The sequence below is a fragment of the Mycolicibacterium frederiksbergense genome, assembly GCF_012223425.1.
Taxonomy (GTDB): domain Bacteria; phylum Actinomycetota; class Actinomycetes; order Mycobacteriales; family Mycobacteriaceae; genus Mycobacterium; species Mycobacterium frederiksbergense.
The window spans coordinates 1983697-2001927 of the sequence record NZ_CP038799.1; the positions used below are offsets into that span (position 1 = coordinate 1983697).

Sequence of the window (18231 nt, forward strand, 5' to 3'; positions counted from 1 at the left end):
CTATTCTGCTGCAACACTTTTCGACAGTTCGTAACCCGTGGTGACCCAGTAGACCGTGCGGTCCAGAGCGGGCAGAATCTCGGTGGTCTCGATCTCACCGGCCACGAACCTGCCCAGCAGTCCGTAGACCACGCTGGAGAGGACCGTGTTCAGGTCGGCGACGAAGTCGTCGTCGACATCGGCCATCAGCTCAAGACCTGCCGGCCCGACGATATCGAAACCCCGCCGAAAGAGGCGTTGCCCACCGGCTGATGACCGCGCCCGGAAGTAGGCCGTCAGCATTCCCGGATTGCGCTCCCACGGTTCGAAGATGGTGCGAAACAGCGACATCATCGCCTCGTGCAGAGTCTCCCCCTCAGCCCGCCGATGCGGCGTGACCTCGGAGTATCGGTTCTCGTCCAGCCATACCTCGAGCGCCGCGAGGATCAGGTCCTCACGGGTGGTGTACCGCTTGTAGATGGTGGCCAACGACGAGCGCGCGCGGCGCGCCACCTCGCGTAACTGCACCGCGTCATAGCCCTCGGTCTCGAGAATCTCGACGACGACGGCGAGGAGCCGGTCATCGATCTCCGCCATCGCGCACCCCCTTGCCCATCGTCAGTAACTTGGTTACCGTACCCCCAGTAACCCGGTTACTCCGGAGCGCCGCACGCAGAGGCGGCACCCGCAACGAAGCGAGGATTCATGGGCTCATTGGACGGCAGGGTCGCCTTCATCACCGGCGTGGCACGCGGGCAGGGCCGCAGCCACGCGATCAGGCTCGCAAGCGAGGGCGCCGACATCATCGGGATCGATATCTGCGCCGACATCCCGGCCAACGGCTATCCGATGGCCAGCCGTGCCGAACTGGACGAGACGATCGCACTGGTGGAGAACGCCGGGGCGAAGATGTTGGGTACGGTAGCCGATGTCCGCGACTTCTATGCCGTCCAGGCAGCGGTCGACGCCGGGGTAGCGCACTTCGGCCGACTCGACATCGTCTGCGCCAATGCAGGAATCGCGCCGACGGCTTTCCGCGAGGTCAGTATCGAAGAGGACCTGGACATGTGGTCCGCAGCCATCGACGTGAATCTCATCGGCTCCTTCCACACCGCGAAAGCCACCATTCCGCACCTGATCGCCGGTGAGCGCGGCGGCGCAATCGTGTTCACCAGTTCGACGGCCGGGCTCAAGGGTTTCGGCGGCTCGCAGGGCGGTGGCCTCGGTTACGCGGCATCCAAGCACGGTGTCGTCGGCCTGATGCGGACACTGGCCAACGCCCTTGCCCCCCACAGTATCCGGGTCAACACCGTGCACCCGACCGGTGTCAACACCATGATGGCGAACAATCCGGCGATGACCGCCTTCCTGGAGCAGTATCCCGGCGCGGGGCCGCATCTGCAGAACCCGATGCCGGTGTCCATGCTCGAACCCGAAGACATCAGCGCGGCGATCGGCTATCTGGTCTCCGACGCCGCCAAATACGTCACCGGGGTCACGTTCCCGGTCGACGCCGGCTTCTGCAACAAGCTATGAACGGCCGGGTCGAGGGCAAGCGCGTCCTGATCACCGGTGCAGCCCGGGGGATGGGCCGCAGCCATGCGGTACGGCTGGCGCAGGAGGGCGCCGACCTGATCCTGATCGACATCTGCACCTCGCTTCCCGAGGTGGAGTACCCGCTGTCCACCCAGGACGATCTGGCCGAAACGGCCCGACTGGTAGGAGAACTGGGCCAGCGGGCCGTCACCCACGTCGTCGATGTACGGGATGCGGAGGCGCTCGCGGCCGCCGTCGCTGCCGGGGTCACCGAACTCGGCGGCCTGGACGCATCGGTGGCCAACGCCGGAGTCCTGACCGCCGGGACCTGGGACACCACCACATCGGCACAGTGGCGCACCGTCGTGGACGTCAATCTGATCGGCACCTGGAACACCTGCGCCGCGGCACTGCCGCACCTGGTCGAGCGCGGCGGCAGCCTGATCAACATCAGCTCGGCGGCAGGCGTCAAGGGCAGCCCGCTGCACACGCCCTACACGGCGTCCAAGCACGGCGTCGTCGGGATGAGCAAGGCCCTGGCCAATGAGCTTGCGGCGGTGAATGTCCGGGTCAACACCGTGCATCCCACCGGTGTCGAGACCGGCATGCAGCCCGCATCGCTGCACTCACTGTTGAGAGAGAAGCGGCCCGACCTCGGGCCGATCTTCCAGAATGCCCTGCCCATCGTGATGGCCGAGGCCATCGACATCAGCAATGCGGTGCTGTTCCTGGTCTCCGACGAAGCGCGGTACGTGACCGGGCTGGAGTTCAAGGTCGACGCCGGAGTCACCATCAGATGACCGGCCGCTGAGAAGGAAATGATTGTGACGCTGACCGATACAGACCGTCTGGAACGGGGCCGGCAGGCCTTCGCCGAGGTGATGACCGTCCCGGCTCCCGAGGACACCGCACCGGCCACCACGAGCATGCTCGACTTCGTCTTCGCTGAGGTATGGCAACGGCCGGGCCTGAGCCGCCGCGACCGCCGGTTCGTCACGCTGGCCTGCGTGGCGGATGCCGATGCCGAAACTCCGCTGCGCGATCACGTGTACGCCGCACTGAACAGTGGTGACGTGAGCATCGTCGAAATGCAGGAGACTGTACTGCATTTCGCGGTGTATGCCGGATGGCCGAAAGCATCGCGCTTCAACATGATCGTCGACGAACAGTGGGCCCGGATCCACCGGGAACGTGGCGAGCAGGTCCCACCTCCGCTGCCGCTGCTGCCCTTGCCCACGCCCAGTGACCCCGAGGCCCGTCTTGCCGTCGGTGCTCAGTCCTTCAAGGACATCAACTGCCTGGAGTTCGCGCCGAATCAGGACAACCCGTTCCAGGGCGCCGGAATTCTGAACTTCGTGTTCGGCGAGATGTGGTTGCGGCCGGGGCTCGGCATGAAGGAACGCCGCCTGATCACGGTCGCGTGTGTGGCTTTTCAGGACGCGCCCTACCCCATCCTCAGCCACGTCTACGCCGCGCTGAAGAGCCGTGAGGTGTCCTTTGACGAGATGGATGAGCTTGCTTTGCAGTTCGCGGCCTACTACGGCTGGCCGAAGGGCTCCCACCTGAATCAGGTGATCGGTGAACAAAAGCAACGGGTGACCGAGGAGTGGGGCGCACAATGACCGGTGCACCAGTCGGATTGTTGATCGGCGGTGACCGGATCACCTCGACGGCGGACACGCACGAACACATCTTTCCCGCGACCGGACTGCCGAATGCGAGGGTCGCGTTGGCCGGCGCGGCCGACGTCGACCGCGCTGTCGGTGCCGCACGCGAGGCCCAGCGGGAGTGGGCGGCGCAAACCGTCGATGTCCGTCGCGACCGACTGATCGGCCTCGCCGATGTCGTTCACGACCATCTCGACGAGTTGGCCGTACTGAATGTGCACGATTACGCGGTGCCGGTAGCGTACGCCGGCACGGCGCACATGCTGGAGGCCTTTCTGCGCCACTTCGCCGGATACGCCGACAAGGTGGGTGGGTCGAGCACACCGGTGAGTGGATCCTTCGACGTGAACCTCGTCGAGCGGGAACCGTACGGCGTGGTCGGGGTGATCGCGCCGTGGAACGGGTCACTGGCGGTGGCGGGTTCCTGTGTCGCGCCGGCCCTTGCCGCCGGGAACGCCGTCGTCTTCAAACCCTCCGAACTGGCGCCCTTGGCCGCGTTGCGCTTCGGTGAGTTGTGTCTGGATGCCGGCCTTCCCCCAGGTCTGGTGAACATCCTGCCCGCCGGCGCCGAAGGCGGCGACGCCCTCGTACGGCATCCGGGGGTGCGCAAGGTCCACTTCACCGGTGGCGGAACCACCGCGCGCGCGGTGATCCGCGCGGCGGCCGACAACCTGACACCCGTGGTCGCCGAGCTGGGTGGGAAGTCGGCCAACATCGTCTTCGACGATGCCGATCTGGATCAGGCGGCGATGCTGTCCGCACATCAGGGACCGTTGATGCAGTCCGGTCAGAGCTGCGCGTGCGCGAGTCGGCTGCTGGTGCACGCTTCGGTGTATGACACCTTTGTCGAGAAGTTCCTCGCGGTGGTCAGCTCCGCCACCGTCGGAGACCCGTTTGACCCGACGGTCAGGTTCGGTCCGGTGATCTCCGAGGGCTCCCTCACCCGCATCCTCGACACCGTCGATACCGCAGTGCGCACCGGCGCCGGCGAACTCCTCACCGGCGGCAAGCGGGTGGGCGGTGAACTGGCGCAGGGCTTTTACGTCGAGCCCACCGTATTCGCCGACGTCGACAACTCGTCACCGCTGGCGCAGACCGAGACCTTCGGCCCGGTCGTGTCGATCATCAGGTTCACCGATGACGACGAGGCCGTGCGAACCGCCAACGACACCGCTTACGGACTGAACGCATTCATCCACACCCGCAACCTGCAGCGCGCGCACCGGGTGGCGCGGGCGCTGGAATCCGGCTCGGTGTGGATCAATTCGACGAGCAGGATCTCGCCGCAAGGCCCCTACGGCGGGTACAAGCAGAGCGGCTTCGGGCGTACCGGCGGTTGGGAAGGTTTACAGGAGTTCTTGCAGACCAAGAACATCCGTATCGGCCTGGGCTGAGCCCGCCGAGCAGGACTGATCGATCGATCGACCACACTGCTACAATTCGCCATGCCCTACACGCGTCGCAGCGGGTGCCGGCGCGGCCATTTGTCGCGGGGCGGCTGAGTGGCAAGCGCTCGCACACCCAAATCACCCGATACGGGAGCCCGATTCAGGCTCATCGAGGCCACCGCGAAACTCATGCGGGACGAGGGCTACGCGGCCGCCACGTCTCGTCGGGTCGCTGCGGAAGCCGGCGTCAAGCAGGCGCTGGTCTACTACTACTTCCCCACCATGGACGACCTGTTCGTCGAGGTCCTGCGCGCCGGCGCCGACGCCTCGCTCGAGCGCATGCGTGCCGCTCTGATGGACGCGGATCCGTTGCGGATGTTGTGGGAGATGAACAACGACTCCCGGCTGACCGGCCTCAACACCGAGTTCATGGCACTTGCCAACCATCGCAAGACAATCCGTGCCGAGCTGCGCTCCTATGCCGAACGCGTCCGCGATATCGAGACCGCCGCCGTCACCGTCGCGTTGCGCGCCAGGGGCGTCGATCTCGACAGGTTTCCCCCGGTCGCCGTGTCGATGCTCATCGCCCAGACCGCGCGCAGCCTGTGCAACGAAGAAGCGGTCGGCGTGACACTGGGGCATGACGAGATGCGTGCCTTCGTCGACGCCCAACTCGCCGTGTTCGCCGCTGCATCGAGGACACCGCCGGCCGAGGATGCGCAACACCCCGGCGCCGACGGATAGCTACTCTGTGGTCGTTGTCGCGCTGAGCAAGCGCGCCGCGACCACGGGAATGTCGGCGTAGGTGGCGATTCCCGGTGCGGCCGCACAGACCGCGGGAATCGCGTTGATCAGCGGGGCGGCGGTGATCCGCAGGCCGATGCCTCGCATCCGGGAGGGCGTCAGCTCAGCGAGATCGTCGGCTGTCGGCATCAGGTCGACCTTGACGTGCACACTGGGGTCGCCGACGATGTCGATGCGGTATCCGTGTTCGACGGTCCACGCCGGTTCCAGCAACGGGGTGGCTATCCAGCGTTGATTGACCGCCAAAACCTCACGGCCACCCGAGGTTCCGTACCACTTGACGTCCATTCCGCCCACGTGGCCGGCCGGTATCGACACCCCGTCGGCGACGACGTCTCCGGTGGTGTGGGCAAAGGCGACATCGCAGCAGATCTCGTCGAGATCGATACGCATCAGCTTGGCGAACATGTCGACGGCTTCGGCGAACACCGCGGTGCCCCGGCGCACGTCATCGGTGTGGGACGGATCATCTTTGGGTCGACCCCAGCCGACGGATTGGAAGTTCGCGTCGCCGATGAATTGCGAGACATCGACGGACTCGGTCATCGATGCGTGGCGCACATTGGTGGAAATGCCGCTCGATACCGCGGCGATCATCTGGGCATATCCGGGGTTCATCCCGCTGCCGAAGATGGTGGCCCCGCCCTCGCGGGCCGAGGTCTCGATCAGCCTTTGGTCGGCGGGGGCGAGATTGATGCCCGTCAGGAACTCGGCACTGGTGACGATGTTGACTCCGGCACGCAGGATCTGCGCCACCTCTGCGACCTCGAAGTGCAGGGGTGTGTAGACGATGCAATCGGGCGCCAGCGCCAGGAGGGCGCTCACCTCTGTGGTTGCGAACACCCCGAGCTCACGACCGATCCCGCACAACGTCCCCACATCCACACCGGCCTTCTCCGGTGAGTACGCGTACGCGCCGACCAGGGTCAGATCCGGGCGCGCCAACGTGGCCTTCACCGCTTCGCCGGCGACGTTGCCGGTGGTCCACTGAGCGACCCGCAACGTGTTGGTCATCGTTGCCCTTTCGACACACGCCTGGGTGACCGATTCCGCACGTAGATAAAAATAACAGATGTAATCTTTTGTGATGTCGGATCCGATCGCTTCGGTATCGGCGCATCACGCGCTGCCGCCCGTCTTCCGTACGCAGAGATGAGTACTCACATGGCTGAACTGGACGGAAAAGTCGCGATTGTCACCGGGACGAGCCGTGGCGTCGGAGTGGGCATCGCCCACGAACTCCTGCGAGCCGGGGCGACGGTGATCGGCTGCTCACGGGCACCGATGAACGCGCTACCCGGTACCGAGAACGATCCGGCCTGGACCGAGCGATCAGCGCAGATGGTCTGCGACCAAGCCGATTATCGGGCCATCGACGCCTTCGTCACCCAGGTCGTCGACACCTACGGCCGCATCGACATCTTGGTCAACAATGCCGGAGGCACGGTCCCGTCACCGTCGGTGGATGCCGTGCCCAGCCTGGTGTCACGCATCCAAGGTGCCCCGGCCAGCGATGACGACTTTGAGCGCAGCGTGCTGTTCCATGCCTTCGCCGTGCAGATGAACCTGATCAGTCCGCTCTGGTTCGCCATCCGCGCCTACCGGCAGATGAAGACACAGGACGGGACCGGCTGCATCATCAACATCTCCAGCGGGGCCGGTCACGCCGCCGGCTCGCCCACCCTGGTGTCCTATGGCGCCGCCAAGGCAGGCCTCAACCAGATGACCCGATCACTCGCCCAGGAGTGGGGCCCGGCGACGCGGGTGAACTGCGTCGCGCTCGGGCCCACCGTCACCGAGAACTTCCAGTCCTTCGTACTGCCCAAGGATGATCCGGACGGCGAGCAGTACTTCGACCCCATTCCGCTCAAGCGCGGCGGTCAACCCGCCGAAGTGGGCCGTACCTGCGTGTTCCTCGCCTCCGGGGCAGCGGACTACATCAACGGCACCACCATCGAGATGGACGGCGGCATGCTCCCCGGCGTTCTCTACGATGCCGGCCTCAAGACCATCACCGACCTACTCTGAAGGAAAGACATTGACCCGCCGCGTCATTCAATTCTCCACCGGTAACGTCGGAATCCACGCGCTCCGGACGATCATCGGGCGCCCGGATCTCGAACTCGTCGGGGTGCACGCCGCATCGCCGGACAAAGTCGGGCGCGATGCCGCAGATCTCTGCGGCATCACCACGCCCACCGGAGTGATCGCGACATCCGACATCGACGAACTCGTTGCGCTGCAGGCTGACTGCGTCGTGTACACCTCTCAAGCGGAGACGCGCCCGCACGCGGCCATGGCCGACTTGATCCGCTTCCTGAGTGCCGGGACGAACGTCGTAGGAACGTCTTTCGTCTGGTTGGTCGCACCTGAATTCACCGACACATGGCTGCGTGAACCACTGCAGCAGGCGTGCCGGGAGGGCAACTCGACGCTCTACGTCAACGGTATCGACCCGGGCTTCTCCGGTGACACCCTGGTGTATGCGGCATTGAGCCTCGCCGGCCGGGCCACCTCGGTCACCGTGCAGGAGATCTGCGAGTACGGCAGCTACGACGACGCCGAATTCACCGGTGTGAGCTTTGGTTTCGGCACCGAGCCCGAACACGAACCGATCCTCTTTGCGCCCGGCGTACTGGCGTCGATGTGGGGGATCCAGGTGCGTAGCCTGGCCCGCGACCTCGGCGTGACACTCGACGAAGTACGCGAACGGCACGAGAAATGGGTCACTCCCGAACCGATCTCCACCACCATGATGGACGTCGCGCCCGGCCGGGTGGCCGCGGTCCGCTTCGGTGTCGAAGGGCTGCGCGACGGCGAGGTGATCATCACGATGGAGCACGTCAATCGACTGACAGCGGCCGACGCACCGGACTGGGCCTATCCCCCCGACGGCAGACCGGGCGTACACCGCGTCACCGTCGAGGGCGATCCCGGCATCCGGATCGACACCCATGTCGGCGGTTCCGGAGTCGACCACAACATCGGCGGAGTCGTCGCCACCGCTGCCCGCGCGGTCAACGTCATCGATGCGGTGTGCCGGGCACCCGCCGGTATCCTCGCCGCCCACGAGCTGCGCCCCCTCGACCATCTAGCCGGGACAATGTGGTGACATAGGGCCCATGGCACGGTCCCCAGCACCCCGGCGGCCGCCCGGCGGAAACCAGGAACGCGCCGAACGCACCCGCCGAGCCGTCATCGACGAAACGGTGCGCTACATCCTCGACGAAGGCTTCGCCGCACCCAGCGTGCGGCGGATCACCGAACGCGCCGGACTCACCTGGGGAGTGGTGCAGTACCACTTCGGCGACCTCGGTGGACTGCTCATGGCTGTGGTCGACCAGGGCATCACCGAGCTCACCGAGGCACTCGAAAGACTGCGCCGCGACACGGGGAACCTGCCCACCGAGCGCCGCACCGAGGTCGTCGTCGACGCGCTGTGGCAGGCGTTCTCCAGCCCGACATCCATGGCCGCGCTCGAAATCCTCATCTCCACCCGCGCAGCGCGCGACAGTGCGGTCAACGCTCAACTGTCGGACACCATGCGCCAATTCACCGAACTCGGCCGGCATCTCGGCGAAGACCTGGACGCGCCGCAGGCCACCGAGATCGGAAACCTCATCTGGGCGACGCTACGGGGAATAGTGCTCGCCCAGATGGTTTCCCCACAGCCACTCGACACCAGCAGGGATCGCAGAACGTTGGTCGACGTGCTCAACACCTATATACGCGCGCAGGGCAGCTGATCCTGCGCGACGCATGCGCAGCGCTTCGGCGCGACTACACCGCCAACCGCTCACGCAACCAGATGCTCTGAGCGTGAACGAACTTGCGCGCGACACGGGCCTTCGGTGCGACAGCGTCGAACCCGTGGAAGGCCCCCGGCACGGTGCACACCTGGGCGCATACACCCGAGGCTCTCAGCCGCTCGCCGTAGCGCACCGCCTCGTCGTGGAGCACATCGAGGGTGCCCACGCCGATCCAGGCCGGTGGCAGCCCGCTCAGATCACCGCGGCGGGCCGGCGCCACCGTGTCTGCGGCGACGCCGCCGAGGTAGGCAGACCATGCCAGCCGGTTACTCGTCGCATTCCAGAGCCGGCGCGCCGCGCGATGCGGATCTGCGTGCAGGCCGGTCCGGTCATCCAGCATCGGGTGCACGAGAAGTTGTGCGGCCAAGCTGATCTCGCCACGATCCCGGGCCAGTAGCGCCAGTGCGGCGGCAAGCCCTCCGCCCGCGCTGGCACCGCCCACCGCCAGTCTCACCGGGTCCACATCGGGGTGATCCGACAGCCAGACCAACGCCTCGTAACAGTCGTCGAGAGCGGCCGGATAGGGGTGGGCCGGAGCCAACCGATAATCGACCGCCGCCACCGTCGCCTCGGTCTCGGCGGCCAGGCGGGCGCACAAGGCGTCGTCCATCCTCGCGTCACCGAGCATGAAACCGCCACCGTGAATCCACAGCAGCGCGCTGCCGTTGTCGCCGTATGGCGGCCGGAACACCCGCACTGTCACACCGGAACCCATCACCGCGGTGCTCACGCCGGGCGGAGGTCGGTGCATCCGGATGGGGGGAAGCCGCTGGAACACCGGCAACGTCAACGGCGTCACCAGTGTCCGGGGCAGCATCCTGGCGTACCGCCTGAGTTCGGGGTGAAATTCCTCATCGGCGCCGCGCAGCATCAACACAGCGCACTACAACTGGGTGTAGACGGCTTTGGTGTGCAGATAGCTCTCGATCCCTTCCCGGCCCCATTCATAACCCCACCCGGACTGCTTGTACCCGCCGAAGGGCATGGCAGGATCGAAGACCATCTGGCAATTGAGTGACACCGTTCCGGACTGCAACCTCTTTGCCAGCCGATGGGCACGGCCGATCTCCCGTGTCCACACGGTCGCGGCCAGCCCGTAGTCGGAGTTGTTGGCCAGCGCCACTGCCTCGTCGTCATCGTCGAACGGCAGGACGGTGACGACGGGCCCGAAGATCTCTTCCTGATATAGCCGCATCTGCGGATCAACGCCGGCCAGGACGGTGGGGTGCACGAAGTATCCCCGTCGGTCCAACCGGTGACCGCCCGTGACGATCTCGACACCGTCCCGCTTGCCCTCGTCGATATATCCCATGACCCGATTGAGCTGCTTGCCACTGATCAGGGGGCCGATGAGCGCATTCTCGTCCTTGGGTCCGCCGAGCTGCAGCGAATTCGCTATGCCGGCAATCCCTTCCACCACCTGTTCGTACACACCCCGTTGCACGAAGACGCGGGAGCCCGAGATACACCCCTGCCCGGAGTGAATGAAAATTCCCATCGCCGCCATGGTGATCGCCATGTTCAAATCGGCGTCGTCATAGATGAGTACCGGCGATTTGCCGCCCAGTTCCAAGGTGACGCGCTTGAGGTTGCCCGTCGACGCGGCGACGATGCACTTGCCGATCTCGGTCGATCCGGTGAAGGCGATCTTCTCGACGTCGGGGTGCTCGGTCAGTGCCGCACCGGCGGTGTGCCCGTAACCCGTCACCAGGTTCACCACACCGTCGGGCACTCCCGCCGCACCGAGGATTCGCATCAGCAGCAGTGCCGACAGCGGCGTCTCCTCGGCCGGTTTGACCACGCTGCTGCACCCGGCCGCCAGGGCGGGAGCCAGTTTGGTGCATGCGTTGAAAACCGGTCCGTTCCAGGGAAATATGAGCCCGACGACGCCGTAGGGTTCCTTGAGGGTGTAGCCGTGCATCGTCGAGTGGGCGCCGGTGATACCACCGGTCATCTGGATATCGTGCGCTATCCCGTTGATCTTGGTGCACCATCCGGCGTAATACCGGAAGATGTCGGCACTCGTGGCCATGATCATGTGAGCCTGGTTGTAGGGCATGCCGGTGTTGAGCGAGTCGATCTGCGCGAGGTCCTCGGCGTGCTCGTCGATCAGGTCCGCGATCCGCCACATCACCTTGGCACGCTCGTTTCCCGGCTTGCCCCGCCACACTTCCGCTTCGAATGACGCCCGGGCCCGTGCGACGGCGTCGTCCACGGCCGCGGCGCCTCCATCGGTGAACTCGGCGATCTGCTCCTCGGTGGCCGGGTCGATCACAGGGATCAGATCCCCCGAGCCCGGTCGCTCGCGTAGCTCGTCGAGCACTGCCTGCAACGTCATCCGTGGCCCTCTCCTGGTATGCGGCGTGCTCGTCAGGCCGACGCCGTGTATTCGATGCGCAACTGCGTCAGTCCGCGTAGCAGGAAGGTGGGTTCGTAGGTGTAGTCGCGCCGGTCCGCCGGTCCGTGCACCGACTCGTCGATGCGGATGTCGCTCATGCGGTCCAACATTCGGCGCACGGTGATCTGGCCCTCCACCCGAGCCAGCGGGGCGCCGGCGCAGGTGTGGATTCCCCGGCCGAACGCGATGTGCTCACGCACGTTCTTGCGGTCGGGCCGGAACTCGTGCGGGTCTTCGAACTTCCGGGGGTCCCGGTTGGCCGCGCCCAGGCAGAGCATGACGATGGTGCCGGCAGGCAGGTGCACACCACCGAGCGTGGTGGTTCGGCGGACGAGCCGGAAGTCGATCTTGGTCGGGGAATGCATCCGCAGCGCTTCCTCGATGAACGTCGGGATTCCCCCCGGGTTCTCACGAAGCATCTTCTGGTACTCCGGCCGGTCGCCGAGGGTCTGCACCGCGGCGCTGAGCAGCTTGGTCACGGTCTCCTGGCCGGCGGCGAACAGGAACGTCGCCGGTTTGGCCACCTCGATCAGTTCCGGTGTCGACCCGTCCGGGTAGACCGCGGTGGCCATTCCCGACAGCACGTCATCCTGCGGCGCCCGGCGGCGTTCGGCGAGGTACCCGACGAACTTGTCGTCGAGGTATTGCAGCGGGTCCAGACCGACCGGCTCGCCGTCGAGCGCGCCCACCCGATTACCTTCGGGGCGTTCGGCGCCGAGCGCGGCCAGGAACTCGGGACGGTCCTCGGCGGGCACCCCGAGCAGGTCGATGATCGCCGACGTGGCGAACGGCTTGGCGTACTCGGTGAGGAACTCGCACCGACCCTTGTCGATGATGGCGTCGATGGAGCTGTCCACCAACTTCCACATGTACTCTTCGTTCTCTTTGAGCCGCCGGGGCGTGAGCAGCTTGCTCAGCAGCGAGCGCGCCTTCTCGTGAGCCGGCGGGTCCATGACCACCATGTGCTCATAGATCGGAAACAGGTGCCGGTGCGCCTCGATCTGTTCACTGATGTCGTCACCCTCGGGTGTGAACGGTAGCGGCGGGAACGGCCCGCCGATGGCATTGACCGCCGAGAACGATTCGTGGTCCTTGAACGCCGCCATCACTTCCTGATAGCCCGTCACCGCGTAGACACCGAAGTGCGGCTCGCGGGTCACCGGGCCTTGCTCACGCAGATAATCCCAATATTCGTAGGGGTTCTGGCTGACGTCCGGGTCGGCGAAGAAGTTGACGGTTGCGAGATCGGTCATGGGACGGGTTGTCCTTTCGGGTCGTCGATGAGGCTGATCGCCCCGCGTGGGCAGGCGTCGATGGCCGCGGTGGCCTGCTCCCACAGTTCGTCGGTGGGCTGTCGGACGCATTCGGCGACATCGTCGTCGGACAGATCGAAGACCTCGGGAGCCGATTCGAGGCAGAGCGCATGCCCCTCACACAGCCGCGGGTCGACCCACAGTTGTTTCCGCACGGTCACGTCCTGACACCTCGCAACACCGGGATCCACCGTCCTTGATCGATCGATCAGTCAACTCAGTGCGCCATGCTTATCACGGCGCACAACGGTCGGTCAACGCTTGAATCGATGCCCATCGGGCGCCGGTTGACACCCTTCCAGATCGATGCCAGTCTTCCTGATCGATCGACAAAATTGATCGATCGGCCGAACAGAATCGAGGTGGCCACATGGGTACAGGTCGAGTCGAGGGCAAAGTCGCCTTCATCACCGGCGCCGCACGCGGGCAGGGACGCAGTCACGCGGTGCGACTGGCCGAGGAAGGCGCCGACATCATCGCGGTGGATGTCTGCGGCCCGATCAGCGCCGACAGCCAGATCGCACCATCGACCCCCGACGATCTGGCTCAGACCGCCGACCTGGTGAAGGGCCTGAATCGCCGGATCGTCACCGCCCAGGTCGACGTCCGCGACTTCGATGCCCTGCAGGCGGCGGTGGACAGCGGAGTGGAACAGTTGGGCCGCCTCGACATCATCGTTGCCAACGCCGGCATCGGCAACGGCGGGCAGACGCTGGACAAGACCAGCGAAGCCGACTGGGACGATATGATCGGCGTCAACCTCTCCGGGGTGTGGAAGTCGGTCAAAGCCGCTGTCCCGCATCTGATCTCCGGCGGACACGGTGGCTCGATCGTGCTGACCAGCTCGGTGGGCGGCCTCAAGGCATACCCCCACACCGGGCACTACATTGCCGCCAAGCACGGTGTCATCGGCCTCATGCGTACCTTCGCCGTGGAACTCGGCCAGCACTCCATCCGCGTCAACGCCGTCTGTCCCACCAACGTGAACACGCCCATGTTCATGAACGAAGGAACGATGAAGCTGTTCCGCCCGGACCTGGAGAACCCGGGTCCCGCCGATCTCGCCGTCGCGGCGCAGTTCATGCACGTCCTGCCGGTCGGCTGGGTCGAGCCCGTCGATATCAGCAATGCCGTGCTGTTCCTGGCATCCGATGAATCTCGCTACGTGACAGGCCTTCCCGTGACCGTGGACGCCGGGAGCATGCTCAAGTAGGGCAACTCACGGCAGCGCGGCGATGAGCGCCGCGGTCACCTCGGCTGTCGATGCCGTACCCCCGAGATCGGCGGTGCGGGTGTCCGGGTCGGCGAGGGTGGCGGTCACGGCGGTCATCACATCCTCGGCCGCGCCGGGGTGGCCGAGATGGTCGAGCATCAACGCCGCCGACCAGACCGCACCGATGGGATTGGCGATACCCCGTCCGGCGATGTCCGGCGCGGATCCGTGTACGGGCTCGAACATCGACGGGTTCTGCTTGGTCGGATCCAGGTTGGCCGAGGGCGCAATGCCGATCGACCCGGCCACGGCAGCGGCCAGGTCGGAGAGGATGTCGCCGAACAGGTTCGATGCGACGACCACATCGAAGCGCTGTGGCTGCAACACGAACTTCGCTGCCAGGGCGTCGATGTGCTCACTGTCCAGGCGCACCTCGGGGTAGTGCGCCGCGCGCTCGGCGACGACCTCGTCCCAGAACGGCAGGGTGTGCACGATGCCGTTCGATTTCGTCGCCGACGTGACGTACTTGCGGCGCGACATGGCGAGGTCGAACGCGAAGTCCGCGATCCGGCTGACCCCGACCCGGGTGAACACCGATTCCTGGACGGCCAATTCGTCGGGGAATCCGCGGTTCAGCCGGCCACCGACCTCGCTGTACTCCCCCTCGACGTTTTCCCGGACGACGACGAAGTCGACGTCCTCGGCGTCCCGCAGCGGGCTCCGGACACCGGTGAAGACCTTGATCGGCCGCAGGTTGACGTACTGCCGGAAGGCTCGCCGGATGGGGATCAGCAAGCCCCACAGTGAGACGTGGTCGGGCACCCCGGCCCAGCCGACCGCGCCCAGGAAGATCGCATCGAACTCGCGCAGTGTCTCGATACCGTCGTCGGGCATCATCGTGCCCTCGCGCTCGAACCGTTGACAGGACCAGTCGAACATGCGGTATTCCAAGCTGATCCCGTGCCGCGCGCAGACCGCGTCCAGCACGGAGCGGGCAGCGTCGACCACCTCCACGCCGATGCCGTCGCCCGGGATGACCGCGATGCGCTGCGCGCTCATGCGCCCAGCCCCAGCACCGCGACCATCGCCGGCAGGAGCAGCACGATGAGGATCGCTCCGGCGATGTCGAAGGTCACCCCGGACCGGATCATCGTCGTGATGGGCACCGCTCCGGACCCGTAGACAATCGCGTTCTGCGGGGTGGAGACCGGCAGCATGAACCCGAAGGACGCCGCGAAGGTGGCGGCCAGCGCGGGCACGAAGGGGTTGACGCCGGCGGCGACCGCGATCGGGATGATGATCGGCACCACGACCGCCGCGGAGGCGGTGTTGCTGGTCGTCTCGGAGACCACGATGGCCAGCAGCACCGCGAAGATCGTGATGGCCACGACGCTCGTCAGCCCCAGCGACTCGGCCACCGAATTACCGATGGTCTCGGCAAGTCCGGTGTCGGCCAGCAGCGATCCGAAGATGATGCCGGTGCCGAACAACACGATCGTGCCCCAGTCGATGGCCGCGGCATCCTTCCACCGCAGGGTGAACTCGCGCTGCTGCCAGTCGGTGGGGAGCAGGAAGAGCAGCGCCGCACCGAACACCGCGACCGTTCCCTCGTCCAGGCGGTCGCTGACGGCGGTGTACACGTCGGAATCGTTGCCGAAGACCAGCGCGAAGACACCGGGCAGGATCCACAGCGACACCGTCACACCGAACGCGACCAACGTGTTCTTCTCGGCCCGGGTCAGATTCCCCATCTCGGCGCGTTGTTCGGCGATGTACTCCGACACCCCCTCGATCCGTTTGAGCTCGGGCTTGTTCAGCGAGATCAACACGATCGCCAACACCAGGAACATCGCCAGGCAGATGGGTGCGGCCAAGACCATCCACTGCCCGAAACTGATCTTCTCGCCGGTGGCCTCTTCGATGAGTCCGCGACCGATCAGGTTGGGCGGACTTCCGACGGGGGTCAGGAGCCCACCGACGCTGGCCGAGTAGGCGAGCATGAGCATCAGCGCGGCGCCGACCTTCAGCCGCAGCGGGTCGAAGTCGTCCGCGACTTTCCCTTGCACCTGAAGGATTTTCGCGATGACGCCGAGGATCCCGATCGCGGTGGGCAGCAGCATCGCGACCGTCGCGGTGTTGGACACGAACGCCGACAGCAGACAGGTGATGGCGCCGAACGCGATGATCACACCGGTGGTGGACTGCCCCACCCGGGGAAGCGCGAGGATCCGGAAGGCAAACCGACGAGCCAGTCCGTGCTTCAGCATCGCCTGGGCCAGGATGAACGCACCGATGAAGGTGAAGACCGTGGATGAACCGAACGGCCCGAGCACATCGTCGGCCGGCGCGACGCCCAGGAAGACGATGACGGCGACGCCCAGCAGTCCGCCGATCGGGATGGGGATGGCCTCGGTCACCCAGAGCACGATGACGCCCAGCAGTACCCCCGCCAGTGTCTGCTGCTGGGGCGGGATGCCCATGGGCAGCACGAGGAAGACGATGGCCACCACCGGCGCGAGGAACAGCCCGACCGTGCGCCGCCCCTTCTCGAAGCGCTCCTCGCCCGGGCTGAGCCGCTGTTCTCCGAGGCTGCGGTAGGTGGATCCCCCCATCAGGGCACCGTCGACGTCGGTCTTCTTTGCCGTGTGTTCTGTGGTCATGGCCGCTCCCCCGCACCGAGCCCACGCCGTGTGACGCAGGTCACCGAACCTGATTCCTCAGTGGTGCCCGTTCTTGCCGCGCGGTAACCGTGAATTGTCAATCAGCGGCCAGGATCCGGACGGCCGGAGCGCAGCGGCCAGCCGCCCGTGGACAGCCCGCTGCCACGCCGGGACTGATCGGGACGGCTGCGGCCGACTCGTACACTTCGTTTCATGTCCGGACATTCGGTGCTGGATTAGGCTGCGCTCGGTGGGGTTGAGCTCGGAGGGGGCGGTACTCGTTTCTGTGCCAGGTTCATCTCGGCCGTCCTCGTGACGGCACCCAGTTGGCAGGACCCCCGCCATCCCGACCACTACCACTGGATGACCTCGCGCCTCGACGCGCGCGGCGCCCGCGTCGCGACCTCCCGATTCATCGCCGCCTGGATGATGATCGGGGGTTTGGCGCCGGCGCTCGTCATCTTCGGTTCCACCAACTCCTCGCAGTGGCCGCTGCGAGCTGCCGGGGTGGCCATCAGCCTCACCAGCGCCCTGCTCGGATTACTGTGGATACGCGGCGTCTGGCCGACCAAACGCCAGTCGTCAGCCTGCGTGATCCTCGGGACGGCGCTGGGCGTGGCCACCTGTCTGTTGATGCCGCACCCGCTGCTCGGGCTGATGGGTGCGGCGCTGTTCTGCGCCGTCGCAACCTACGCCACCGTGTTCCATACCGGGACGTTCGTCGCCTACGTCCTCGCCGCGGGCGGCACCGTCATCGGCGTCACCGGGTACTGGCTCGGCCGCACCGACCCGGCGGTCGCCCTCGGTCTGAGCCTCACGATCGCATTGAGCCTCGTGTTCATGACCTTCGTGGTGCGCGCCCTGATCGGTCTCATCGATGCGGACATGTTCACCGGCGCCATCGAGCCGATCACCGGACTGCTGAGCCGCGAGGGTTTCGACGACGGCGTGGCCATCACCATTGCCGCGCGCGGCCGTACCGATGACCGCTACCTGGTGATCGTCGTCGTGGACCTGGACAGTTTCGGCGCCGTCGCCGATCTCGCCGGCGAGGGCCGCGCCCGGCAGCTGCGGGTGCTGATCGCGCAGATGTTGCGGGACAGCGCACGCCGGGACACCGTGCTGGCCCACACCGCCGACTCCGAATTCGTGCTGGCCGACATCTTCAACTCCCGCGACCCCGACCCGCTGTGCGAACGGATCAATGCCGGCGTACCGGCCACGGCGCGCGAGCTCACGGCAAGTGTGGGGGCGGTCGTCACACCGCTGGGCCCGCTGTCTGCGATGGCGCCCACCGACGTCACCGCCGCGCTGCTGAAGATCGCCGGCGAGGCCGCCGACACAGCGCGCAAGAACGGCGGACACCAGCATCGCATCGTCTACCTGCCGGAACTACCGGAGACCGATCCACCCGCGCATTAGCATTGCTAATCTACTGTAAGAATCATTAGCTATACTTCGGCC

The 18231-nt window shown here is 66.0% G+C and carries 18 protein-coding genes; 10 read left to right on the forward strand and 8 right to left on the reverse strand.

Annotated elements, in window-relative coordinates; all coding sequences use genetic code 11:
• Window positions 1–576 (reverse strand): TetR/AcrR family transcriptional regulator, encoded by a 576-nt coding sequence (locus EXE63_RS12585; protein WP_168142244.1) that lies wholly within the window; start codon window positions 574–576, stop codon window positions 1–3.
• 108 nt (window positions 577–684) lie between these two features.
• Here EXE63_RS12585 and EXE63_RS12590 point away from each other — a divergent pair, with 108 nt between their 5' ends.
• The 5 genes from EXE63_RS12590 (at window position 685) to EXE63_RS12610 (ending at window position 5314) form a co-directional block, all read left to right on the forward strand.
• Complete coding sequence (locus tag EXE63_RS12590) at window positions 685–1515, forward strand: mycofactocin-coupled SDR family oxidoreductase (RefSeq protein WP_105361434.1); 831 nt, start codon at window positions 685–687, stop codon at window positions 1513–1515.
• Window positions 1512–2315, forward strand: a complete 804-nt coding sequence (locus EXE63_RS12595) for a mycofactocin-coupled SDR family oxidoreductase (protein WP_168142245.1) — start codon at window positions 1512–1514, stop codon at window positions 2313–2315. Before EXE63_RS12590 ends, EXE63_RS12595 begins: the two co-directional genes overlap by 4 nt.
• A gap of 24 nt (window positions 2316–2339) precedes the next feature.
• On the forward strand, window positions 2340–3137 hold the full coding sequence (locus EXE63_RS12600; RefSeq protein WP_168142246.1) for a carboxymuconolactone decarboxylase family protein: 798 nt from the start codon (window positions 2340–2342) through the stop codon (window positions 3135–3137).
• On the forward strand, window positions 3134–4576 hold the full coding sequence (locus EXE63_RS12605; protein WP_168142247.1) for an aldehyde dehydrogenase family protein: 1443 nt from the start codon (window positions 3134–3136) through the stop codon (window positions 4574–4576). The genes EXE63_RS12600 and EXE63_RS12605 overlap by 4 nt, the downstream gene beginning before the upstream one ends.
• Window positions 4577–4759: 183 nt before the next feature.
• Window positions 4760–5314 carry a TetR/AcrR family transcriptional regulator gene (locus EXE63_RS12610; RefSeq protein ID WP_168142248.1) on the forward strand — a complete coding sequence of 185 codons (555 nt, stop codon included), beginning with the start codon at window positions 4760–4762 and terminating at the stop codon, window positions 5312–5314.
• Here EXE63_RS12610 and EXE63_RS12615 read toward each other — a convergent pair whose 3' ends face one another.
• The gene (locus EXE63_RS12615; protein WP_168142249.1) at window positions 5315–6388 is read right to left on the reverse strand and encodes an NAD(P)H-dependent amine dehydrogenase family protein; all 1074 of its coding nucleotides are present in this window, start codon (window positions 6386–6388) and stop codon (window positions 5315–5317) included.
• Between the two features lie 150 nt (window positions 6389–6538).
• Here EXE63_RS12615 and EXE63_RS12620 point away from each other — a divergent pair, with 150 nt between their 5' ends.
• Genes EXE63_RS12620 through EXE63_RS12630 form a run of 3 tightly spaced genes read left to right on the forward strand, consistent with a single transcriptional unit; the run spans window position 6539 to window position 9120 of the window.
• Window positions 6539–7402, forward strand: coding sequence for an SDR family NAD(P)-dependent oxidoreductase (locus tag EXE63_RS12620; RefSeq protein ID WP_168142250.1), 864 nt, complete (start codon window positions 6539–6541; stop codon window positions 7400–7402).
• Entirely contained in the window at window positions 7368–8486 is a 1119-nt protein-coding gene (locus tag EXE63_RS12625) for an NAD(P)H-dependent amine dehydrogenase family protein (protein WP_168142251.1), read from the forward strand. Before EXE63_RS12620 ends, EXE63_RS12625 begins: the two co-directional genes overlap by 35 nt.
• Window positions 8487–8496: 10 nt before the next feature.
• The gene (locus EXE63_RS12630; protein ID WP_168142252.1) at window positions 8497–9120 is read left to right on the forward strand and encodes a TetR/AcrR family transcriptional regulator; all 624 of its coding nucleotides are present in this window, start codon (window positions 8497–8499) and stop codon (window positions 9118–9120) included.
• A 34-nt stretch (window positions 9121–9154) separates the two neighbouring features.
• Here the strand turns inward: EXE63_RS12630 and EXE63_RS12635 are convergent, their stop codons facing one another.
• From EXE63_RS12635 to EXE63_RS12650, 4 genes are read right to left on the reverse strand one after another with little or no spacing between them, the layout of a single operon-like run.
• On the reverse strand, window positions 9155–10054 hold the full coding sequence (locus tag EXE63_RS12635) for an alpha/beta hydrolase (RefSeq protein ID WP_168142253.1): 900 nt from the start codon (window positions 10052–10054) through the stop codon (window positions 9155–9157).
• Window positions 10055–10066: 12 nt separating this feature from the next.
• Window positions 10067–11521, reverse strand: a complete 1455-nt coding sequence (locus EXE63_RS12640; RefSeq protein ID WP_168142254.1) for an aldehyde dehydrogenase family protein — start codon at window positions 11519–11521, stop codon at window positions 10067–10069.
• Between the two features lie 32 nt (window positions 11522–11553).
• A complete protein-coding gene (locus tag EXE63_RS12645; RefSeq protein ID WP_168142255.1) occupies window positions 11554–12834 on the reverse strand; it encodes a cytochrome P450 in 1281 nt (426 codons plus the stop codon).
• Window positions 12831–13055, reverse strand: a complete 225-nt coding sequence (locus EXE63_RS12650; RefSeq protein ID WP_210000482.1) for a ferredoxin — start codon at window positions 13053–13055, stop codon at window positions 12831–12833. The genes EXE63_RS12645 and EXE63_RS12650 overlap by 4 nt, the downstream gene beginning before the upstream one ends.
• 209 nt (window positions 13056–13264) lie before the next feature.
• On the opposite strand from EXE63_RS12650, the gene EXE63_RS12655 reads away from it, so the two are divergent.
• Window positions 13265–14107, forward strand: coding sequence for a mycofactocin-coupled SDR family oxidoreductase (locus EXE63_RS12655; protein WP_168142256.1), 843 nt, complete (start codon window positions 13265–13267; stop codon window positions 14105–14107).
• A gap of 6 nt (window positions 14108–14113) precedes the next feature.
• On the opposite strand, the gene EXE63_RS12660 is transcribed toward EXE63_RS12655, so the two are convergent.
• Entirely contained in the window at window positions 14114–15166 is a 1053-nt protein-coding gene (locus EXE63_RS12660) for a tartrate dehydrogenase (protein WP_168142257.1), read from the reverse strand.
• Entirely contained in the window at window positions 15163–16767 is a 1605-nt protein-coding gene (locus EXE63_RS12665; RefSeq protein ID WP_168142258.1) for an SLC13 family permease, read from the reverse strand. Before EXE63_RS12665 ends, EXE63_RS12660 begins: the two co-directional genes overlap by 4 nt.
• Before the next feature lie 312 nt (window positions 16768–17079).
• Here EXE63_RS12665 and EXE63_RS12670 point away from each other — a divergent pair, with 312 nt between their 5' ends.
• Window positions 17080–18189, forward strand: coding sequence for a diguanylate cyclase domain-containing protein (locus EXE63_RS12670; protein WP_168142259.1), 1110 nt, complete (start codon window positions 17080–17082; stop codon window positions 18187–18189).
• Window positions 18190–18231: the final 42 nt, after the last annotated feature.